The 18,324-nt window shown below is 62.5% G+C and carries 18 protein-coding genes and 2 pseudogenes; 8 read left to right on the top strand and 12 right to left on the bottom strand.

Annotation, left to right across the window (positions count from 1 at the left end; translation table 11 throughout):
• Positions 1–21: 21 nt before the first annotated feature.
• From M3A49_RS33645 to M3A49_RS33615, 7 genes are all read right to left on the bottom strand, one after another.
• Positions 22–279: a hypothetical protein gene (locus tag M3A49_RS33645; RefSeq protein ID WP_254356031.1), complete on the bottom strand. Its 258-nt coding sequence runs from the start codon at positions 277–279 to the stop codon at positions 22–24.
• Positions 280–453: 174 nt separating this feature from the next.
• Complete coding sequence (locus tag M3A49_RS33640) at positions 454–669, bottom strand: hypothetical protein (protein ID WP_266232802.1); 216 nt, start codon at positions 667–669, stop codon at positions 454–456.
• A gap of 58 nt (positions 670–727) precedes the next feature.
• A complete protein-coding gene (locus M3A49_RS33635) occupies positions 728–976 on the bottom strand; it encodes a hypothetical protein (protein ID WP_266232801.1) in 249 nt (82 codons plus the stop codon).
• A 680-nt stretch (positions 977–1,656) separates the two neighbouring features.
• Positions 1,657–1,923, bottom strand: a complete 267-nt coding sequence (infA, locus tag M3A49_RS33625; protein WP_028207633.1) for a translation initiation factor IF-1 — start codon at positions 1,921–1,923, stop codon at positions 1,657–1,659.
• Positions 1,924–2,745: 822 nt separating this feature from the next.
• Positions 2,746–3,633 (bottom strand): GNAT family N-acetyltransferase, encoded by an 888-nt coding sequence (locus tag M3A49_RS33620; RefSeq protein WP_266232800.1) that lies wholly within the window; start codon positions 3,631–3,633, stop codon positions 2,746–2,748.
• A 154-nt stretch (positions 3,634–3,787) separates the two neighbouring features.
• The gene (locus tag M3A49_RS42800; protein ID WP_416339068.1) at positions 3,788–3,844 is read right to left on the bottom strand and encodes a hypothetical protein; all 57 of its coding nucleotides are present in this window, start codon (positions 3,842–3,844) and stop codon (positions 3,788–3,790) included.
• Between the two features lie 794 nt (positions 3,845–4,638).
• A complete protein-coding gene (locus tag M3A49_RS33615) occupies positions 4,639–7,029 on the bottom strand; it encodes a PAS domain S-box protein (RefSeq protein ID WP_266232799.1) in 2,391 nt (796 codons plus the stop codon).
• 779 nt (positions 7,030–7,808) lie between these two features.
• Here M3A49_RS33615 and M3A49_RS33610 point away from each other — a divergent pair.
• Positions 7,809–8,699: a phophatidylserine decarboxylase associated domain-containing protein gene (locus M3A49_RS33610; RefSeq protein ID WP_323183453.1), complete on the top strand. Its 891-nt coding sequence runs from the start codon at positions 7,809–7,811 to the stop codon at positions 8,697–8,699.
• Here the strand turns inward: M3A49_RS33610 and M3A49_RS33605 are convergent.
• Both M3A49_RS33605 and M3A49_RS33600 read right to left on the bottom strand, forming a co-directional pair.
• Positions 8,673–9,407 (bottom strand): PIG-L deacetylase family protein, encoded by a 735-nt coding sequence (locus M3A49_RS33605; protein ID WP_266232798.1) that lies wholly within the window; start codon positions 9,405–9,407, stop codon positions 8,673–8,675. The two genes, M3A49_RS33610 and M3A49_RS33605, sit on opposite strands and share 27 nt — an antisense overlap.
• A gap of 142 nt (positions 9,408–9,549) precedes the next feature.
• Positions 9,550–10,129 (bottom strand): annotated as a pseudogene (locus M3A49_RS33600) (hypothetical protein).
• Between the two features lie 208 nt (positions 10,130–10,337).
• On the opposite strand from M3A49_RS33600, the gene M3A49_RS33595 reads away from it, so the two are divergent.
• From M3A49_RS33595 to M3A49_RS33585, 3 genes are all read left to right on the top strand, one after another.
• The gene (locus tag M3A49_RS33595) at positions 10,338–10,820 is read left to right on the top strand and encodes a PRC-barrel domain-containing protein (protein WP_266232797.1); all 483 of its coding nucleotides are present in this window, start codon (positions 10,338–10,340) and stop codon (positions 10,818–10,820) included.
• A gap of 118 nt (positions 10,821–10,938) precedes the next feature.
• The gene (locus M3A49_RS33590; RefSeq protein ID WP_266232796.1) at positions 10,939–11,979 is read left to right on the top strand and encodes an acyl-CoA dehydrogenase; all 1,041 of its coding nucleotides are present in this window, start codon (positions 10,939–10,941) and stop codon (positions 11,977–11,979) included.
• 23 nt (positions 11,980–12,002) lie between these two features.
• A complete protein-coding gene (locus M3A49_RS33585) occupies positions 12,003–12,620 on the top strand; it encodes an SAM-dependent methyltransferase (protein ID WP_266232795.1) in 618 nt (205 codons plus the stop codon).
• 14 nt (positions 12,621–12,634) lie between these two features.
• On the opposite strand, the gene M3A49_RS33580 is transcribed toward M3A49_RS33585, so the two are convergent.
• A complete protein-coding gene (locus tag M3A49_RS33580) occupies positions 12,635–13,318 on the bottom strand; it encodes a glycosyltransferase (RefSeq protein ID WP_266232794.1) in 684 nt (227 codons plus the stop codon).
• A 274-nt stretch (positions 13,319–13,592) separates the two neighbouring features.
• Positions 13,593–14,714 (bottom strand): NRAMP family divalent metal transporter, encoded by a 1,122-nt coding sequence (locus M3A49_RS33575; RefSeq protein WP_266232793.1) that lies wholly within the window; start codon positions 14,712–14,714, stop codon positions 13,593–13,595.
• Positions 14,715–14,843: 129 nt separating this feature from the next.
• Here M3A49_RS33575 and M3A49_RS33570 point away from each other — a divergent pair.
• The 3 genes and pseudogenes from M3A49_RS33570 to M3A49_RS33560 form a co-directional block, all read left to right on the top strand.
• A pseudogene (locus M3A49_RS33570) lies at positions 14,844–15,086 on the top strand (pyridoxamine 5'-phosphate oxidase family protein); the annotation flags it as partial.
• Between the two features lie 141 nt (positions 15,087–15,227).
• Positions 15,228–15,422, top strand: coding sequence for a hypothetical protein (locus M3A49_RS33565; RefSeq protein ID WP_266232815.1), 195 nt, complete (start codon positions 15,228–15,230; stop codon positions 15,420–15,422).
• A 73-nt stretch (positions 15,423–15,495) separates the two neighbouring features.
• Positions 15,496–16,791: an Nramp family divalent metal transporter gene (locus M3A49_RS33560; RefSeq protein WP_266232792.1), complete on the top strand. Its 1,296-nt coding sequence runs from the start codon at positions 15,496–15,498 to the stop codon at positions 16,789–16,791.
• A 53-nt stretch (positions 16,792–16,844) separates the two neighbouring features.
• On the opposite strand, the gene M3A49_RS33555 is transcribed toward M3A49_RS33560, so the two are convergent.
• Positions 16,845–17,282, bottom strand: coding sequence for an ester cyclase (locus tag M3A49_RS33555; RefSeq protein ID WP_266232791.1), 438 nt, complete (start codon positions 17,280–17,282; stop codon positions 16,845–16,847).
• 93 nt (positions 17,283–17,375) lie between these two features.
• Between M3A49_RS33555 and M3A49_RS33550 the strand changes: the two genes are divergently transcribed.
• Positions 17,376–18,287: a LysR family transcriptional regulator gene (locus tag M3A49_RS33550; protein WP_266232790.1), complete on the top strand. Its 912-nt coding sequence runs from the start codon at positions 17,376–17,378 to the stop codon at positions 18,285–18,287.
• The last annotated feature ends 37 nt before the right edge of the window (positions 18,288–18,324 follow it).

The raw sequence follows: 18,324 nt of genomic DNA, 5'->3' as shown, positions 1-18,324 counted from the left end.
GGAATTCGGTTAATCGGACTTTCACACGTTTCGCGCACTTTCCGCATGCTCGATCGCACGTTTGCAGGCATCAAAAGCAGCGCGGAACGCATCGTCAGGATCGTCGAATGAACCCTCGATGCATCTGGTGTTCTCGGGCATTTTCGGCACGCCTGCCGAAGATTCCATGTATGTGGGTGGCTCTACGACGAAGTACCTGGCTTCCCCAGCCGGGGTAAGTCTGCTTGCAACTGTTGCTTTCATTTGCCAACCGTTGAATGTATCGAGCCGCGTTTCCATAGGCCTCCCATCAAATCCCGTGAAGTCAGTCTCGTGATGGCGGACATTGTTCCGCGATCGGGCCGCGCCGTTTCCGTCCGACACAGGAGAAGGCCGATCGGCCCGGCGGGGACGATGCCGTCATCCAACACAAGCAGATCCGACCACATGCCCGACCGCGGCGCCCTCGCGCTTCTACCCGAAGCGGGTGTCCAGCCACTGCTGTGCCCAGTTCGTCGCGTAGGCGATCGCATCCTCACGCGCGTCGAATCCAGCGAGGTCTCCACTGAGGTGAACGTCATGTTCGATGCCATCCGAACGGCTGGTGCTGATGCGCGCATGCGCTATGTATTCGCCGTCCGCCCGACGGGGTGTTGGGTCGATCCGGAATCGGGTTGAATCGGAACGCATGTTTTCACCTTCTCAATCAATATGCGGCATTCTTGTGCCGCAACGTACGTCGTCATCGTCAAGCTGTGCGACCGTTGAGAAGGGCCATGATCTGCCCCGCCTCGCAGTCCGACTCGCAACTCGACATACCACTGTCGTGTAACAGTGCACGCACCGAGACGAACATCCGGTACGCGTCCGCGTCGACCTCATGGCGGTGATCGCCTATCAGGTTATCCAGGTCGACGTTCGCATCCGAGGGTAGGTATTCATCGACAATCTCGCGGCCGCGGACCTGAATGCGTCTGAGCAGGTCGACTCTGTTCATGGCGAACCTCCGGCGATTCCGGAAAGCCATTGTTCCAGTGGGGAAGAACGGCTGCACGAAGAGAAAAACGTTCAGGACGTCATATCGAGGAAAGTCGCACCCGGCGTACAGGTATCGATGAGGCGCTCTGCGTATTCGATCGATGCACGACGCGCATCACCCGAATTGATAAACGGCCGACTGGCTACGACGCCAAACACCCGGCTCCGTTGAGTGCCGTCGGGCTCCTGCGGCTCCAGGATTCGTACGGCAGCGTCAAACCCCTCGTCGTAGTTATGACCGGATCCGGACGCGGTTGGTCTGTGTGGATAAACCAGGGGACATATTTCGAGTCCACGGTAGAGACGGGTAGCAACAGTCATGGAGTCACCTTCTGGCCGCACGGTTTGCGGCAAAAGAGAATAAGGGCGCACGCGACAGCCTCGACATCCGGACGGCGGTCGATCGCGTTTCGTGGTCTGCGATGGAGGGGAGCGGCTCGATCCCTGAGGAAGGGTACAGGAGGCGGGCTGGGATCGGTCGCAGGTCAACTGATGTTTTCATGCTACGCCCCTCCAGCCGTTTGTACAGCGAAAGTTTCAGACTTGCAACCTGCATGCTGCCGGACTCATGCGGCCTGTCGACAGCGGGCAGTCAGGTCCTGGAACGGCGGGTAGTTGGCGCCCTTGCGTTGCTCCCGTTCAGTGACGACGGAAAGTGCTGCTGCGCGTCGGGGCGCCGCTTCGCTCGTCCTTGTGTCGGAAATTGATGCGTCCTTTGGTGAGATCGTAGAGCGAGAGCTCAAGCGTGACCCGATCACCGGCCAGGATGCGAATGCGGTTCTTCCGCATGCGGCCAGAAGCGTACGCCCCTACGATCACGCCATTGTCCAGCGTGACACGGTAGCGACTGTCGGGCAACACTTCGTCGACAATTCCATCGAGTTCGAGAAGCTCTTCTTTTGCCAATCAATTCTCCTGAGCAAATAGGGGCAAAGCGTCGCCAGCGCGACTTCAAGGCAAAGGACGCAGGGGCATTGCAACGGCCATTGCCAATGCGATGCTGAGGCGATGATCTGGATAAACGCGACTGTGAAAAGGCGTGCTCGCTGCACGTGAACTGGAATACAGACGCTTCAACGAACGGCGCGTGCCGTCCGGGAGGGCTGCGCCACCCCTACCAAGGCGGATGGCGCGTAATGTAGTCACGATGGACGCGACAGCGGAATAGGGACAGAGGTAAGACAGCCTCTGTGCGGCAGCTCAGAGCATGCGCGGCAAGTCTCTGGCTCAGAATGCGTGGGAGCTATTATGCACGCGTTTCGTCTAATTGGCCACCGACCCGCCGCTGTGGGCGTGGTCGCCCGACGATTCTCATGTCGGCTGGCGACAGTAGCATGACGCGCTCTTGTCTTGCCAATGACTTCGCGCAGCCGACGCGGCTTGACGGCCTGGCTGGCAAAGCGTAGCCTGGCTTGCTCGTTGTTTGATAGCGGTTGGTCGTCAACCGCGCTCCGGCAACCCCATCCCCCGCCCTCCTTCGGTCTTGGCTAAGGCCACCTCCCGGAGTGCTTTCGGCTGTTTCGCCGGTGGTCTGCCTGAACGGGACAATGCGTTTCCTGGCAATCCTGATCGTCTCTAATGCTGCTAATAGTGCGCTCCGTGAAGCATTGGAGATCGGCATCCCTGCAATACGGACACGGATCGATTTTCTCGCCACGCGACTGGTGTTCGGCGCCCGAACGCATTGCCATGGCGGCGACGACTCAAGGCTTACAGAACGCAAATACGCTAGTGGCGCTCATTCGCTGCTTCAAGTGCATCGAGCCGTGCCAGCAGCGTCCGGACCTGGGACTGCATATCCAGTGAGGCGGAGCCAATATCCTTGATGCGTGCGCGCCAGTAAGCCGGCAATGTCACGACCGTTGACTTCGGGAAGGTGATCTCGCTTTGAACGAGTTGTTCGAGTTGCGAGACCATGGTGGTAATGTGCGCCAGTTCCAGCGTCGCATCGTTGGAAAAAAAAGTGGTTTTCATCCGACCGCTCCCGCCATTGTCGTGACACGCATCGGGGCTCGAAAAGCCGTCAAAGTCAAAAGTAAGCTTGCGCTCCAGCGCGCGGCCAATGCCCGTCCACAGCAGCAAGCTGATCGAGCCGCAATGCGCGTCCTGCGACCGTGACGAGAGCAGGTAATACATCGCCTGTTGATCCCACACGAGACCAACTGCCGCGACGGGCTTTCCGCCCTGATCATATGCGCCGAGCAGCATGCCGGCCTTGCGCTCGACGAACGCGTTGACGAGTTCGCGCATGACTGCATCCCCAAAAGCATTGTCACGCGAGCGTGCCGCGAGATTCGCTTCGTATAACTCAAGAAATTCCCTGGGCGTGAGGTCGGGCACGATCGTCAATTCGCGCGAGGCGCTGCGGATCACATTGCGCGTCTTGCTGTTGAGGTGCTTCCATGCTTCGTCGGGTGTTGTCTGCGGGTCAATGCGGAACGTGTAGCGCGCCGATACCGCAAAGCCGTGCAGCGCGAACGCGAGCGCATCGTCAATGCGAGGATCCAGCACCTGGAAAAAACTATCGCAGTCGGGCAATTGTTCGATCAGTTGTCCGGTGACGTCGAGTTCATGATGCAACTGGCGCGCCTCGCTGCCCGACACGGGCTTGATCACCGGCCCGAGCGTTCGCGTGAGCGGCGGCAGGTGCGAGACACGCCACAGTCGCGTACGCTGCATCGCATACGGCAATTCGCCGATGACCTCGTCATTGTGCTTCACCATCGCAAGCTTCCAGTTGTCCTGTGTAGCGATATCGAGCCACCAGCGTTCATGAAAGATCGAAGGCGCCGCGCGAACAGGCTCCGGCGCAACTGTGGCAGCCGATGCATCGAGAACGGGAAACGCCCGGTCAATTCTGGTCGTCATCGATCACCAGCCTGTTGTGACTGCAAGCGCCGCGGGATCATGCATGCACTCCGCCTGCCCCCGTGCCCACGCTCTTCAGCGAATTCCGCTCGACGTGACAACGCGTGTACTCAACGTGGCAGTTCACGCGGCGGGTTTTCTTGTCTCTCCTGGTTCCTGCGAAGCTATGCGCAAGATGCCGCTTCGAGCGCCTCTGCTTTCGTTTCCGGCATCCCTCTCTGTGCTGCAATGGACGCCCAATGCGTATGTCAGCCAACTGCCATTGGCGCACTGAACTTCAGTCTATCCACGACCCTCTACTGTGTACGCCAAAACCAAGCGGCATGCGAACAGGTTATTCCCTGCCCAATTTCTTCCGATCAGCCGTCCAGATTTGACGTCCGCACGGTACGATTTACATATGGAGTCGAGAAGGGGCTTTGCTTCCCCTCTTTCCCGCTAGCCACCCGGGAATCGCTTTCGCGGTCCGCCCACGTCCAGCGATTACACTGCGCGGGGTGATGAGATCGAGGAATGGAGCGCGAACGCTCTGCACGTTCATGCGTAGCCCCGTCCCGAGGAACCAGTGCGATCTAATCAGGGGCGACACTTTCTTCATATCATCCGCAAAGAGACACGGATTGCTTGCGCAGTCGGGACGCCGGCGTGTTCTGGCCGGCATGATGGTCAGCCACTCAATCGAGTTCGGTGACGCCGTTGCTTCAGTTGTTGAACAACCATCGCTACAGGGTTATCGCTGGGACAACTATCGGCTTATTCGTCTTCATTCCGCTTAGCCTGTCCGTGCATCGCTGCGATAAGCGAATGAAACTGTTCTGCAGTGAACGGCTTGCGAAGAGAAGCGAAGTCGAATCCAAGCGCGTCGGGAGACGGGGCTTCACCGCCGGACGCGAACACGATCCTGATACCCGGATGACACTCAACCGCAGACCGGGCGAGTTCAACGCCCGACTGTCCTGGAAGCACGATATCCGTGAGAAGCACATCCGCTTTTCCCGCCATCAATACTTGCATTGCCTGTTCCGCGCTGCCGGCCTGTTGCACGTCATAGCCCAGGCTGGACAGCAATTCGCTCACTGCCTCCCGCGAGCCGTCGTCGTCGTCCACGATAAGAATCGGGACGTCCGCCGGCGCCTGGGCAGGCGCGTGCACCGTCCGGTCCAACGACTGCACGACCGACGGGTTGCCTGTGTCCTGATTGCGGGCCGGGCCAAGCAGCCGGCGGATCCTGGAGGCAAGCTGCTCGCGGCTGTAGGGCTTGCTTAGCAGGTGCACGCCCGGGTCAAGGCGGCCGCCATGCACGATCGCGTTCTGCGTGTATCCCGAGGTAAAAAGAACCTTCAGATGCGGCAGCGCACGCGTCGCGCGTTTCGCGAGTTCGACGCTTCGCATTCTGCCGGGCATCACAACATCCGTGAACATAAGGTCGACATGCACGCCGCTTTGCAGGATCACAAGCGCGCTTTGTGCATTGTCGGCTTTCAGTACCGTATAGCCCAATTGCCTTAGTGTCTCGACCACCGTTGTCTGGACGCGCCGGTCGTCCTCGACGACAAGAATGGTTTCGGAACCGCCGGTGGGCGCAACGCTTTCCACGGGTTCAATATCCGCAGCGCTCTCCAGAGAGCGGGGCAGATAGATCTTGACGGTAGTCCCGTGCCCGGGCTCACTGTAGATCCTGATATGGCCACCGCTCTGCTTGATGAAGCCATACGCCATGCTCAGCCCCAGGCCGGTGCCTTGCCCCTCCGGCTTGGTTGTAAAGAAAGGCTCGAACGCTCGCTCAAGTACGTCCGAGGGCATGCCCGTTCCGGTGTCGGTGATCGCGAGCAGCACGTATTGCCCCTCGCGAACGTCCGCGGCGAGTGCACGGTAGTGATCGTCGAGCATTGCGTTCGACAGCTCGAGCGTCAGCTTGCCGCCTTCCGGCATGGCGTCGCGCGCGTTGATCGCAAGGTTCAATACAACGTTCTCGAGGTGGTTCGGATCGACCAGCGTATTCCACAGACCGCCGGCGATGACGGTTTCCACATCGACGACTTCGCCCAAGGCCCGCCTGATCAGGTCGTCCATGCTGCGCAACATGACGGCCAGGTTCACGACGATTGGCTGCAACGCCTGCCGGCGCCCGAACGCGAGCAGTTGCGACGCCAGATTCGCCCCATGCTCGACCGCGTCAATTGCCTTGTTAAGACGCTCTCTCGTCCACACATCGCGGCCATGCCGGCCTTCGAGCAGTTCCAGGTTACCGCGTAACACCTGCAGCACATTGTTGAAGTCGTGCGCGACGCCGCCGGTCAACTTTCCGAGGGCCTCCATCTTCTGCGACTGGAGCAGCGCCGCGCGCGCCTTTTCAAGTTCTTCCTGAGCGGTCTTGCGTTCCGTGACATCGCGCGTAATCTTGGCAAAGCCGATCAGCTTTCCTTCCTCGTCGCGTATCGCGTCAATGACGACATTGGCCCAGAACCTGCTGCCGTCTTTCCTGACCCGCCATCCCTCAGTCTCGAAGCGCCCCTCTGTCGCAGCGGTGCCCAGGCTGCGCTCTGGCAGCCCCTCTGCCGCGTCTTCGGCCGTATAAAACCGCCTGAAATGAGAGCCGATTATATCGCTCGCCTCATATCCCTTGACGCGTTCCGCTCCAAGGTTCCAGTTCGTCACATATCCTTCCGGTGACAACATGAATATCGAGTAGTCGGCCACGCCTTGCACCAGCAGCCTGAATCGCCGCTCGCTTTCCGTCACAGCTTCATGAGCGCGGCGCTTGTCGGTCATGTCACGCACGATCTTGCCGTAGCCGATGAATGTACCGCCAACCGTGCGGAGCGACGTGATCAGGACACTGGCCCAGAAACGCGTGCCGTCCTTACGCACCCGCCAGCCTTCGGTTTCGTATTGCCCGTGCTCCCGCGCGGCATGAAGCCCGGCTTCCGGGACGCCGTTGCGCCGGTCCTCCTCCGTGTAGAAGGTGGAGAATTGCCGGCCGATGATTTCGGCAGGGTCGTAGCCAGTGATACGCCTGGCGCCAGGATTCCAGCTGGCAACCTCCCCTAGCTCGGTGAGCCTGAAGATTGCGTATTCCGAAACGCGCATGACCAGGGACCGCAGCCATAAAGAATCGATGTCGTGGTACTGGTCGCCTTCCATCAGCCCCCCCTCGTCGATGTCGACGTCCGATAAAATTCAAGACTGCGCCCTTGCAGCGCATAGGCAGGCGGCCATTGCGCGTTCCGTCGTTACCAGGCGAAACGAACCGGCATGTTCCCCGGCCGCGAGTCCGCCGTCTACCAGATTATGCAACACGGGCAATCCGCATCCGCCTTGTGCACTGCGCAATGCCGATCCATGTGCGAAGCACGGCTCGGTAGCCTGCAGCGATTGGGCATCATGGCGTAGGATCAGGCTTGGCGTCGTGGCGTTCGCCGCACACAGCGCCCGGCAATCTGGGAGGGCCACCATGGCGCACACAAGGCCGATAGACGAACATGCCATGATCGACGCGAAGTTACGCGATTGCGAACAACGAATAGCGGACCAGGAGCATCGTCTTGAGTCGATCGGCCAAAGCCTACGCACCCGCGAGGATTCTGAAAAATGACTTGAAAACCTGATAGTCAGCCTGAAGGCACTTCAGGAGCTTCGAAGACTGGTCAGGAAGGAAGTGCAAGAAGACGAAAAAGGGCATGTCAATTTTTTCGGGCAATGAGACACGCTACGACTGCCGCCAGATCACCGGGAAGCCGCCTCGGACGGCGAGCGCACACGTGGAGGCTTTTTCGCTGCAGACGATCGCGCGGCCCGCGACGGCGGATTTCCCATCGCGGGTTTCTGCGGCTTCACCGCAACACCTTTTGCGGTGTCTTTTGAACCGTTCGCGCGCGCTTCCCGACTGGATCGCGCGAGCAGGCCGCTGAGGCTCGAGCCACTTGACGCCGTCGGGCTACGCCGTGTTTCGCGACCCTGCCTTCAATACGCAATTGCGCAACGTGCTCTCGTACTGGTGCAGTTTCCTGAGCGGTCCGCATTCGCGCTCGCATCTGACCACGCAGGCGCCGCACGGCTGGTTCAGCGAGCGAGCGCAGGAGACGATGCATCTGGACGACTACCTATGCGAACGCTCGCAGCCTTATTGGGGCTTCGCATCCTGGAACGACTTCTTCACGCGGCGCCTGCGCGAAGGCGCGCGCCCCGTCGACGACCCGTCGAACGCAGCCGTGATCGTCAACGCCTGCGAAGCGTCGCCCTACGACGTGAGCGACCGTTGCCAACTTCACGACCGCTTCTGGATCAAGGCGCAGCCGTATTCGCTGCGCGAAATTCTGGCCGGCACCGAACGAAGCGTGGCTGAACGCTTCGTGTGCGGCAGCGTGTATCAGGGCTATCTGAGCGCGTTCAACTACCACCGCTGGCACGCGCCCATCGCAGGGACGGTACGCGAGGCGTACAACGTGGATGGCACCTACTACTCAGAAATCGAGGCCGAGGGCACCGACGCACGCGGCCTGAACGATTCTCAGGGCTACACAACGGCGGTCGCGGCGCGCGCGGTCATGCTGATCGAAGCCGATGAAGCGGCGCTTGGGCTCGTGGCCTGCGTGTTTGTCGGCATGGCCGAGGTTTCTTCCTGCCGCATCGTGGCGCTGCCAGGCCAGCATGTGGACAAGGGCGAAGAACTCGGCTTCTTCCAGTATGGCGGCAGCACGTATTGCCTCATCTTCCAGCCCAACGTGATTCGCAGGTTCGAACCGCGCCCGCCGTACCGCGACGACGCTTGCGCTCTCAAGGTCAATTCACGGCTCGCGCTCGCCGCTGTTTGACCGCCGCTCCACCCGCCAGTAACGCTCGGCCCGCTCCACATCCGGTGGAAACGGCCCGAATGCACGCACCTGGCTCGGGTACGCCCCCACCGCACGCCGCTTGATCGCCGCGAGCCGCCGAGCCGGATACCGGCCGAACGCCTGCGCACTCATCGGGCTCACCCGCAGGCGCTCTGCTTCGAGGCGCCGGAAGCCCACGTCGAGCACACCAGGCATTGCGCGGTAAATAGCGTCCTCATAGGCGATATATCGTGTAAGACGCTCGGTTTGCAGCAGTAAACGGCACGCGGCGCCCACGAGTTGATGATCGGAATGCCACAGGCCGAACGGACACACGGGCAAATAGGCGCCAAAACGCGCAAACTGCTCGGCCAACGTGCGCGCAACGTCTTCGACAGCCGGCGTCGCGCCATACTGTCCATCCAGAAAATCCAGCCACATCGGTGTAGCGCCACACAGTGCAAGCGCACGTTCGTCCTCCCGCTTGCGTGCACGCACGGCTTCGTGCGCATCGGCAAAGCCGCCGGCTTCATCCCATTGCGTATGCATCGGCGCGGCAGGCTCGCCCGCGAACACCGTGCAAACGATCGAACCGGGGCACCTCGCAAGCAGACCTGTGCAGCCGAGTACTGCATCGTCCAGATGTGGCGAAACCACGATCAGCCGCGGCGCGCCGTCGCATATGTCGTGAGGCGCAGCATTCGACATCGTCTCTCCTTTTTTCGCTTCAAGCTCCAGACGCACAATGGGCATGCACGCGATATGGCGCAGTGGGGCTGCAATTCGTACAGCTTGCAGCGCTTGCACGTAGCTTCTACAACTGCACATTGCTGTGCAATGCTGAGCAGATTTATTTGGCACGCGGTGGCTCGATACTTTCGTCGGCGCAATGCAGCTTGCCTGCGCGGAGCGCGACCACCGCTTTCCCAGCCACCTCCTCCCGGAAGCGCATGTCGGCGTCGAGCGTGTCATGCGAGCTCGCGTAGGGTTCGCAGTAACCCATACGATCGATGCGCGCCATACCCGCGGCGATCCATCCAGTCGAGCCAGTCGGCAAGCGCGCGGCGCGTGCCTCGATGCCAGCCACATCGCCATGCACGATCGCGCCGTACGCACTCCCCGCAAGACGCTTAGGATAACGCCAGCCCGCCAGTTCAAGCGCCTTCGCTTCGTCCGGATGCTTGCCGTGGAGATCGGGTTCGCATTTCTCCCGGGCACGTATAGTCATTGCGCGACGAAGCATTCACCACGAGCGCGCGGGAGCGCGTACCGCCCTCCCGCTGGCGCCGCTGCGCGGCTTCAAGGCGCTCGTGCGTCAAGCCCCATTCCGTGGAGAGGTCATAATCGGAACCGGCGTAACCCTCCCCCGCCTTCGCGGTCAGCGGCGCCTTGCGTCCTTCGCTATAGGCGTCCCAGGCAATCGGTTTCATGATGGATTCCTTCTCGATTCGGCTCGTCGAACGTCTCTCCCACGCAATTGGCGTTCCGGCTGGCCCCGCTGCCATGGCGTGTCGACCCGGGCGCGCGGGTTGCGGAATGATCGATGCACCGTCTCCGCGCGGTCTGCGGGTAAAACCGCCGGGTCGCGCGGGCGATGCGAACGCTTCACGCAACCTTCGATCATTTCAGGAGCCCATCATGGCGATGAACCCCGATTCCCCGCAGACCGGCGCGCGTATCGTCGGCAAAGGCAGTGAGACCGCGGCCGGCCCAGGCCCATCCATCATGGCCTCGAGCACGCTCGAAGGCGATCGCGTCTTCAGTTCGGATAACGAAGAAATTGGCAAGATCAAGCACATCATGCTGGATGTCGAGCGCGGACGGATTGCCTACGCGGTCATGTCGAGCGGCGGCTTTCTCGGCATTGGCGACAAGCTGCTCGCGCTGCCGTGGGCCGCGCTCACGCTCGACACCACACAGAAATGCTTCGTGCTGAACGTGACCGGCGAGCGCGTCAAGAATGCGCCGGGCTTCGACAAGGACCACTGGCCTTCCATGGCCGACATCGGCTGGGCGGCCACGGTGCACGACTACTACGGCGCGCGCGCGCATTGGCAGGATGATCCGCTCGCGCCGGGCAGCGGCATCGAGCCTCCCGGGATGGGTGGCCCGAAGCTCTAGGACTGGCATGCGCCTGAATGAAGCGGGCTCGCACACGCGTCCTACCCATCCAGGGTGGGCGCGCGAAGGCATGCCGCTTGCTGAAATTCAGGCAACTCACATGGGTCAGGAGTCCACCATGTCCGATTTACCCGCGCACTGGCAGGCGGAACTCGATGCACTGTTGGTCAGCGAACCCATGCCGCTCGACACGACGACGCTCGCCGGCGCGACTGCGCGTCTTGCGGCGGCGTTTCCTGTCCTGCCGATGCCAGGCGCGGGCAACACGCTCGCGCGCTGGCAATTTCTCGCGGAGGTAGCAGCGCGCGACCTCGCACTAGTCAAGATTTATGAAGCGCACGCCGACGCCCGCGCGATCCTCGCCGAACTCGCGCCGGCTGCGCGCTGCGAAGCCCCTTCCCTTGCCAGGCAGCCTGTCTGGGCCGTCTGGGCCGCTCGCTCGCCGGGCAACGAATTGAGCTTTGCTTCGCGCGACGGCAAGGCCGTGAAGCTCGCTGGCACCAAGGCATGGTGCTCGGGCGCGCGCTTTGTTACGCATGCGCTCGTGACCTGCGTCGATGCAGACGGGAGCGACTGGCTCGCCGCCCTGCCCGTGGACCAGCCAGGCGTAACGGTCAGCGAGCGCGGCTGGGAAGCGGTCGGCATGGAAGCCACTCAAAGCGTGGAAGTCGACTTTGCCGATGCGCATGCAACGCTCGTGGGCGACCCTGGTGCGTATGTGCGCCGCCCCGGCTTCTGGCACGGCGGAGCGGGTATCGCGGCTTGCTGGTACGGTGCCGCTTCGGCGCTCGCGGCGAGACTGCGCGACGCGGCGCAGCGCCGCGACAATCCTTATTTGCGTGCACACCAGGGCGCCGCCGACGTGGCGCTCGTCGCCGCGCGTGCGTGCCTGCGCGAGTGCGCGGCCGCCATCGACGGCGCGCCGCGCGCGGACGCTACGCGGCACGCTTTGCGCGCGCGATGTGCCGTGGAAAGCGCTGTGGACAGTACCCTGCGTGCTTGCGCACGCGGCATGGGCGCGGCGCCGTTGTGCCGCGACCGCTGGGTCGCGCGCGTGAGCGCCGACCTGCCGGTCTTCGTGCGCCAGAGCCATGCGGAAGCCGATCTTGCCGCGCTCGCCGGCGCGGTACTCGAGTCCGGCGAAGACTGGCGGCTCTAAAACCGGTAATCGCAAGGATAACGATGGACGGTCCCCCCGCATCGCTCGCCAGCTATTTCGACAGCAAGTTCGCCGCGAGCCCCGATCCATGGCACTACCGCGACAGCTGGTACGAGGCGCGCAAGCGTGCGCTGCTGCTCGCGTCGCTGCCGCGCGAGCGGTATCGCAATGCGTTCGAGCCGGGTTGCGCAATCGGGGCCTTGTCCGCCGGCCTGGCGCGGCGTTGCGAGCATCTGCTTTGCGCGGACTTCTCGTCTCGCGCCGTGGCCGCGGCACGGGCGCGCCTTGCCGCGTTCGCGAACGTGGACGTGCACGCGCTCGCCATGCCGCGCGACTGGCCCGCCGGCCAGTTCGACTTGATCGTGATGAGCGAATTCGCGTACTACCTGAACGCAAGCGACTGCACTTCACTCGCCACGCTAGCCGCGTCCTCGCTCGCCGCCGATGGCACGCTTGCATGCTGCCACTGGCGTCACGGCGGCGAGACGTGGATGCTGCAAAGCGTCCAGGTGCACGGCATCTTCGCGCAGGCGGCGGCAAACGCCGCGCTGCTTGCCGTCGTTCAGGTCGAAGATACGGATTTCCTGCTCGATGTCTGGAGCCGCGATCGGCTCAGCGTCGCGCGCCGCGAACGCGCGTGAAGACACGCTGAGACTCAAGGCGCAACCGGCCGCTCGCTGTCGTCCACACCGTCTGCCCACGCGGCGAGCGTGTCGCCGAAGCCGCCGCGCGCACGCGCGTCGCGCCGCCCGCTGGTCACCACGCGCGGCGCCGCGCTCCACGCGAGCGTGGCGCCCGTCGCGATCAGCAGGTCGACCAGCGCGACGTCTTCGCTGCAGGCAAGCGGCGGAAACCCTCCAGCGCGCAAATACGCGTGCGCCGCGACGCCCAGGTTTGCGCCATGAATGTGGCGATGCCCGTCTGCGTCGCGGTAGCGCCGTTCCCAGGCCGCGCGGGCGCAAGGCGCCAGCGCGCTCCAGTCGTCCACGCTCACGGGCCCGCACACGGCGTCCGCGGCAAGCGCGAGTTGGGCGGCAAGCCAATCGGGCGCGACGTGGCTGTCGGCGTCGGTAAAGGCCAGCCAGCGGGCGCCGCATGCAAGCAGAGCCTGCGCACCGGCGGCCCGGGCGACGCCAACGTTGCGGGCTTCTACGCATAGCGCCTCGAACCCGAAGTCCAAGACGATCGCAGCCGTTGTATCCGTGCAGGCGTCGAGCACCACGAGCAGACGAACCGCTTCGCCTCGCAGCGCAGGATGCGACGCGGCGCACCGCACCGAGGCAAGACACGCGGCGATCAGGCGCGCTTCGTTGTGTGCAGGAATAACTACCCCGATCATTCGAACTCCCTAGTATTGGCGTGACATTGCGTCATGCCACCCGAAGTCCGATCGTGGCGTACGCAGCAAAGGCCAGACTGCATGCGCATGCCGGATGCCTGCGCCCACCGCCTATGCGCTCGCCTGTGTCCATCGACGCAGCGCGCGAAATGCTGGGATTTTGATTGGGCGAGGCGCGGAAGGACAGGCGAGCACCTGCGAGCTTGTGCGCGCCAGGACGCGGATATCCAGACACAAGATACCGGTTGCGCGTGACTTCGCCATTCATGGGCTCTCATGTGAACTGCAAAACGGTATGCACTGCCAACGCCGCGCCCGTAGCAAGGGTGGCCAGCCAGCATAATGCGCGAGTGATCGCGCGCGCCTTCATTTCACCCACCGCCTCGCGGCGCCGGCTCAACAGCAAGAGCAGGATGAGGACCGGCGCAACGGTCATGCCATTGGCCAAGGCACTCCAATAGCAGGCCTTGACTGGATCGACCCCGGAAACATGGAACAGCAACGCAATGGCCGCACTCACCACCATGAGCACAACGAGAACGCCGGCAATGCGGCGGTCTCGCCGCGCACCCTGCGGCCAGCCGAACGAACTGGCGGCAGCGTGCGCCGCCGAACCCGCCAGAGGCGGGAGCGCAAGCAGCGCGGTGCCGAGGAGCGCAAGACCGAGCACAGGCGACGCGTATCCACGCGCGATCGGAGCGATCGCAAGTGCAGCGGCCTGGGTGCTGCTGACCGGCTGGTGCGCGGCGTGGAGCGTAACGGCAGCCGCGACGAGGATAAGCGCCCCGCAGGCGTTGGAAAACAGCGTGCGCACGAGCGTATCGCGTCGCATCTTTTTCAGCTGAGGTGGGTCTTCATGACGCCGTTCGCAGCTTTCCCCCGCGCGCGTACGCTCTTCGACTTCCTGTTCCGCCTGCGAAAACAGCAGATACGGGCTGACCGTGGTGCCAAGCACCGCAAGCAGCATCCCGAAGTAGTCTTCGGACCAGGTGAAACCGGGCACCAGGGCATGCCACGCCACGACGCGCCACGGCACGTCGGTCACGAACATCACGCCGGCATACGCGAACAGCGAGAGCGCTAGCCACTTGAGCACGTTAGCGTAGCGCGCATAGTGCTCGCGCATGTTCTCCGTAAGGCCCTTGCCCGTGACAGCGGCGACGCGCGTCGCGATCAACTGGAGCGCTACCATCGACGGATACGAAAGAACGCACACCCATAGCAGATCGAAACCATATTGCGCGCCGGCCAGCGAATACGTCAGGATGCCGCCCGGGTCATTGTCCGTTGCGACTGTGCCGAGACCCGGGCCAATGTCCGCCGCCCAGGCGTGCGCCGGGAGTTCGCTTCGATTGGCATGCTCGCGTCGAAAACGTAGGCTCAGGCCGGCTTTCATCGAGAAGAGGTACAAGACGTGCGGAGTGCACCCTGCCCCGCAGGGCACGTTCCCGGGCATTGAGCGTGCTCTTCTCTTCTGATTCCGGTCCGTCGTCACGTCATAGTCAGCCTGCCAGGAACGAACTCGATGAACCTCGATCAGATTTATGCCCGAATCTGGGATTGCCTCGCTGCCGCTGTACGCGAAGATGGCCAGCCGTTCAAGGTGATGCAGGCAGCGACGATCAGCCTTGATGGTTCCCCGAATGTGCGCACCGTCCTGCTTCGGAGCGCCAATGAAGCCGAGAACCGGCTTACTTTCCATACCGACCTGCGCTCGCCGAAGATTGCCGAACTAAGCCGGGAACCTCGCATCGCGCTCGTCGGTTGCGATCCCGTACGCAACCTGCAAATCCGCGTATATGGCGAAACCCGAATCCTTCGCGACGGGCGAGCGCGAATCGATGCATGGAGGTCCAGTCCAGACCACGATCTTATTGTCTACCGCACGCGCCTCCCGCCCGGAACTCCCATGAGCCATTCGGGTGATGCGTTCGACGAGACACACGATATTCCTGGTCAGGCCGAAGGCCTCAAACATTTCGGCGTCGTCGAGTTGCGTCCCGCGCGCCTGGATTGGCTAGACCTTTCGTCGACGGATCGTCAGCAGCGCGCGCTGTTTGTCCGTCACGGTGACGTCTGGATCCACAGCTGGATCGCCCCCTGATCAGGCCATCATGCGGCACGAGACTTGCGAGTTCATCGCGACGCTGCATCCCGAGCGCTCCAGGAAGATCTCCGTGGCCGACAACGAAAAACTTGAACCTGAAAGCGCCGTCACTGATCGGACGGAACGCTCGTGGCTGTCGCGGCTAGGGCCCGGGCTCGTAACGGGCGGCGCGGATGACGATCCGAGCGGAATTGGCACGTACTCCCAGGCCGGCGCGAAATTCGGTTTCGCGCTGCTATGGACGCTTCTGTTGACCTATCCGCTGATGGTCGCCATCCAGATGATCAGCGCACGAATTGGACGTGTGACTGGCAAAGGACTTGCCTCCAACATGCGAGCTTTTGGTCCCCGCTGGCTTGTGATCGTTCTGGTGCTGCTTCTCGCGGTCGCCAACACGATCAACATTGCCGCGGACCTGGCGGCCATGGGCGCAGCCATCGGTTTGCTGGTGCGTGGCCCTGAGCAACTTTACGTGGTCGCGCTGGGCGCGTTTTCCGCAATCCTCCAGATCTGCGTTCCCTACGAAAGTTACGCACGCTTCCTGAAGTGGCTGACCATCGTGCTCTTTGCGTACGTCGCAGTGGCGTTCGTCGTTCCGGTCGACTGGGCGCAAGTCGCTCTTTCCGTGGTCCGCCCGCGTGCACCACTGTCTGGCGACTATCTCACCACCGTCGTCGCCGTCCTCGGAACCACGATCAGCCCTTACCTGTTCTTTTGGCAAGCTTCACAGGAAGTCGAGGAACTTCGATCGAAGCCGGGCGAACATCCGTTACGCTGGGTCTCGTCATTCCGTGCATACAGGCAGCTCGACAGGATCACCGCCGATACCTGGATCGGCATGGGCGTCTCGAATGGCGTGGGATTTTTCATCATGTTGACCGCAGCCGCAACGCTGCACGCGCACAATATCAGCATCCAGACTTCGGCGGATGCGGCGAAGGCGCTTGCTCCCATTGCCGGGCATTTCACAGCGTTAGTGTTTGCCGCGGGTATCCTGGGAACCGGGCTGCTCGCGCTGCCCGTGCTGGCCGGTTCGGCGGCCTATGGTGCGGCGGGCGCGTTTCGGTGGCGCAATAGCCTGTCTTTACACCTCACGCTGGCGCGCGAGTTCTATTCCGTCATCGTCGTGGCCATCCTGGGCGGCGTCGCGATTACGTTCTGCCACCTCGACCCGGTGAAAGCGCTTTACTGGAGCGCTGTCGTCAATGGGCTTGCCGCCGTACCCGTCATGATCGTCGTCATGTTGATGGGAACCAGTCGCCGCGTGATGGGAAAGTTCGCAATATCAGGGGTCCTGAAATTTGGCGGCTGGACTGCAACTGCCGTTATGGCCGTAGCAGCCATCGGCATGTTCATTCCCGCATAGCTGTGCGACTGTTTTTTGCCTTGCACCTGTCAGCTCTGCGCACCTGCGTTGGTTCAGGGTTGCGCCGGAAATTGGCCGATCTGAAGAAAAAGGCCAAACCAGTCCTCCATGTGCCACGTGGTGGTCACGCGCTGGCCGTCCAGCGCGTGAAACTCATGCAGACGGAAGCTGACCTGCTTGCCGGTGGGCGCAATGCCGAACAGCTCGCCGTGATGCGTGCCGCTGATTTCGGCACGCACCGCGATCTGGCCGGGCACCTGGATCAGGTCATGGATGACGATGCGGACATCTGGGAAGGCCTGACTCAGGCTACGGATAATCGGCTTGATGCCTTCGGGTCCGGGACCTTGCCCCGGTGCCAGAGGAATGTCGCTCCAGTCGGGGGCCAACACAGTGTCGACGAGATCGGGGTCCTTTTCGCTGAACGCGCGGTACAGCGTTTCCACGGCCAGGCGCTCAGTGCGGAGACGGTCGGAGTCGAGTGCATTCATAGGTTTGCTCGCGGATAGTTAGCGATGGCGAGAGTGTGCGAGCCCCTGCCAAATCCGTCCAACAACTACACGATATAAACTATTATTCGCCATATGGATTTTCATGGCATTGATTTGAACCTGCTGGCGGCCTTTGACGCCCTGATGAGCGAGTGCAACGTGACGCGTGCCGCCACACAGGTCGGCGTGAGCCAGCCGGCCATGAGCGCGGCGCTGTCGCGGCTGCGCAGGCTGTTCGGCGATCCGCTGTTCCTGCGCAGCTCTGACGGTCTGTTGCCGACGCCACGCGCGCGGGAGCTGGCCGGGCCCATCTCGCGGGCGCTCCGCGAGATCGAAGCCACGTTGGTAAAGAAGCCCGAATTCGTGCCCGGCAACGCGGCGCTGACGTTCAACCTGGGCCTGTCCGATTACCCGGCCCACGTGTTTCTGCCAACGTTGCTGCAGGCGGTCGGGCAACAGGCACCCAGTATCTCGATCAATGTGCGCGCCTTCACCGACCGCGACCATGCCGTCGACTTGCTCGATGCCGGCATGATCGACGCGGCCATCGGCGTCACGCCCACGCATCCGGAAGGTCGAATATTGACGCGCCCGATTCTGCGCGACGAGTTCGTCACGATCATCGCCCGCGATCATCCCGCGGCACGCCGCGGGATGAACATGAAGACGTATCTCGCCCTGCCCCATGTGCTTGTGTCGCCCGAAGGTGATCGGCATGGCCTGGTGGATCAGGCGCTGGCGCAACAGGGCAAGCAGCGCACCCTCGCGCTGACCCTGCCGCAGATGTTCGCGGTGCCGGCCGTCGTCGCGCGCACGGGCATGGCCGCCACGGTCATGAAGCGGGTTGCGCTCAATTCGCCGGCAGGCAGGCAACTGGCATTGTTTCCACCGCCTGTCGCACTGCCAGAGATCGTCTTCCATTTGATCTGGCATCGCCGAAGCGATGCCAATCCTGCGCAGCAGTGGCTGAGGACTCTGATTGAATCCATCGCGTCATCGTTGTGACAGGCTTGATCAGAGCGCTAGCCACGCCCGTGGGATC

This window comes from Paraburkholderia sp. CNPSo 3076, from assembly GCF_026343935.1.
Classification (GTDB): Bacteria; Pseudomonadota; Gammaproteobacteria; order Burkholderiales; family Burkholderiaceae; genus Paraburkholderia; species Paraburkholderia nodosa.
This window is presented reverse-complemented; position numbering and strand designations above follow the sequence as displayed.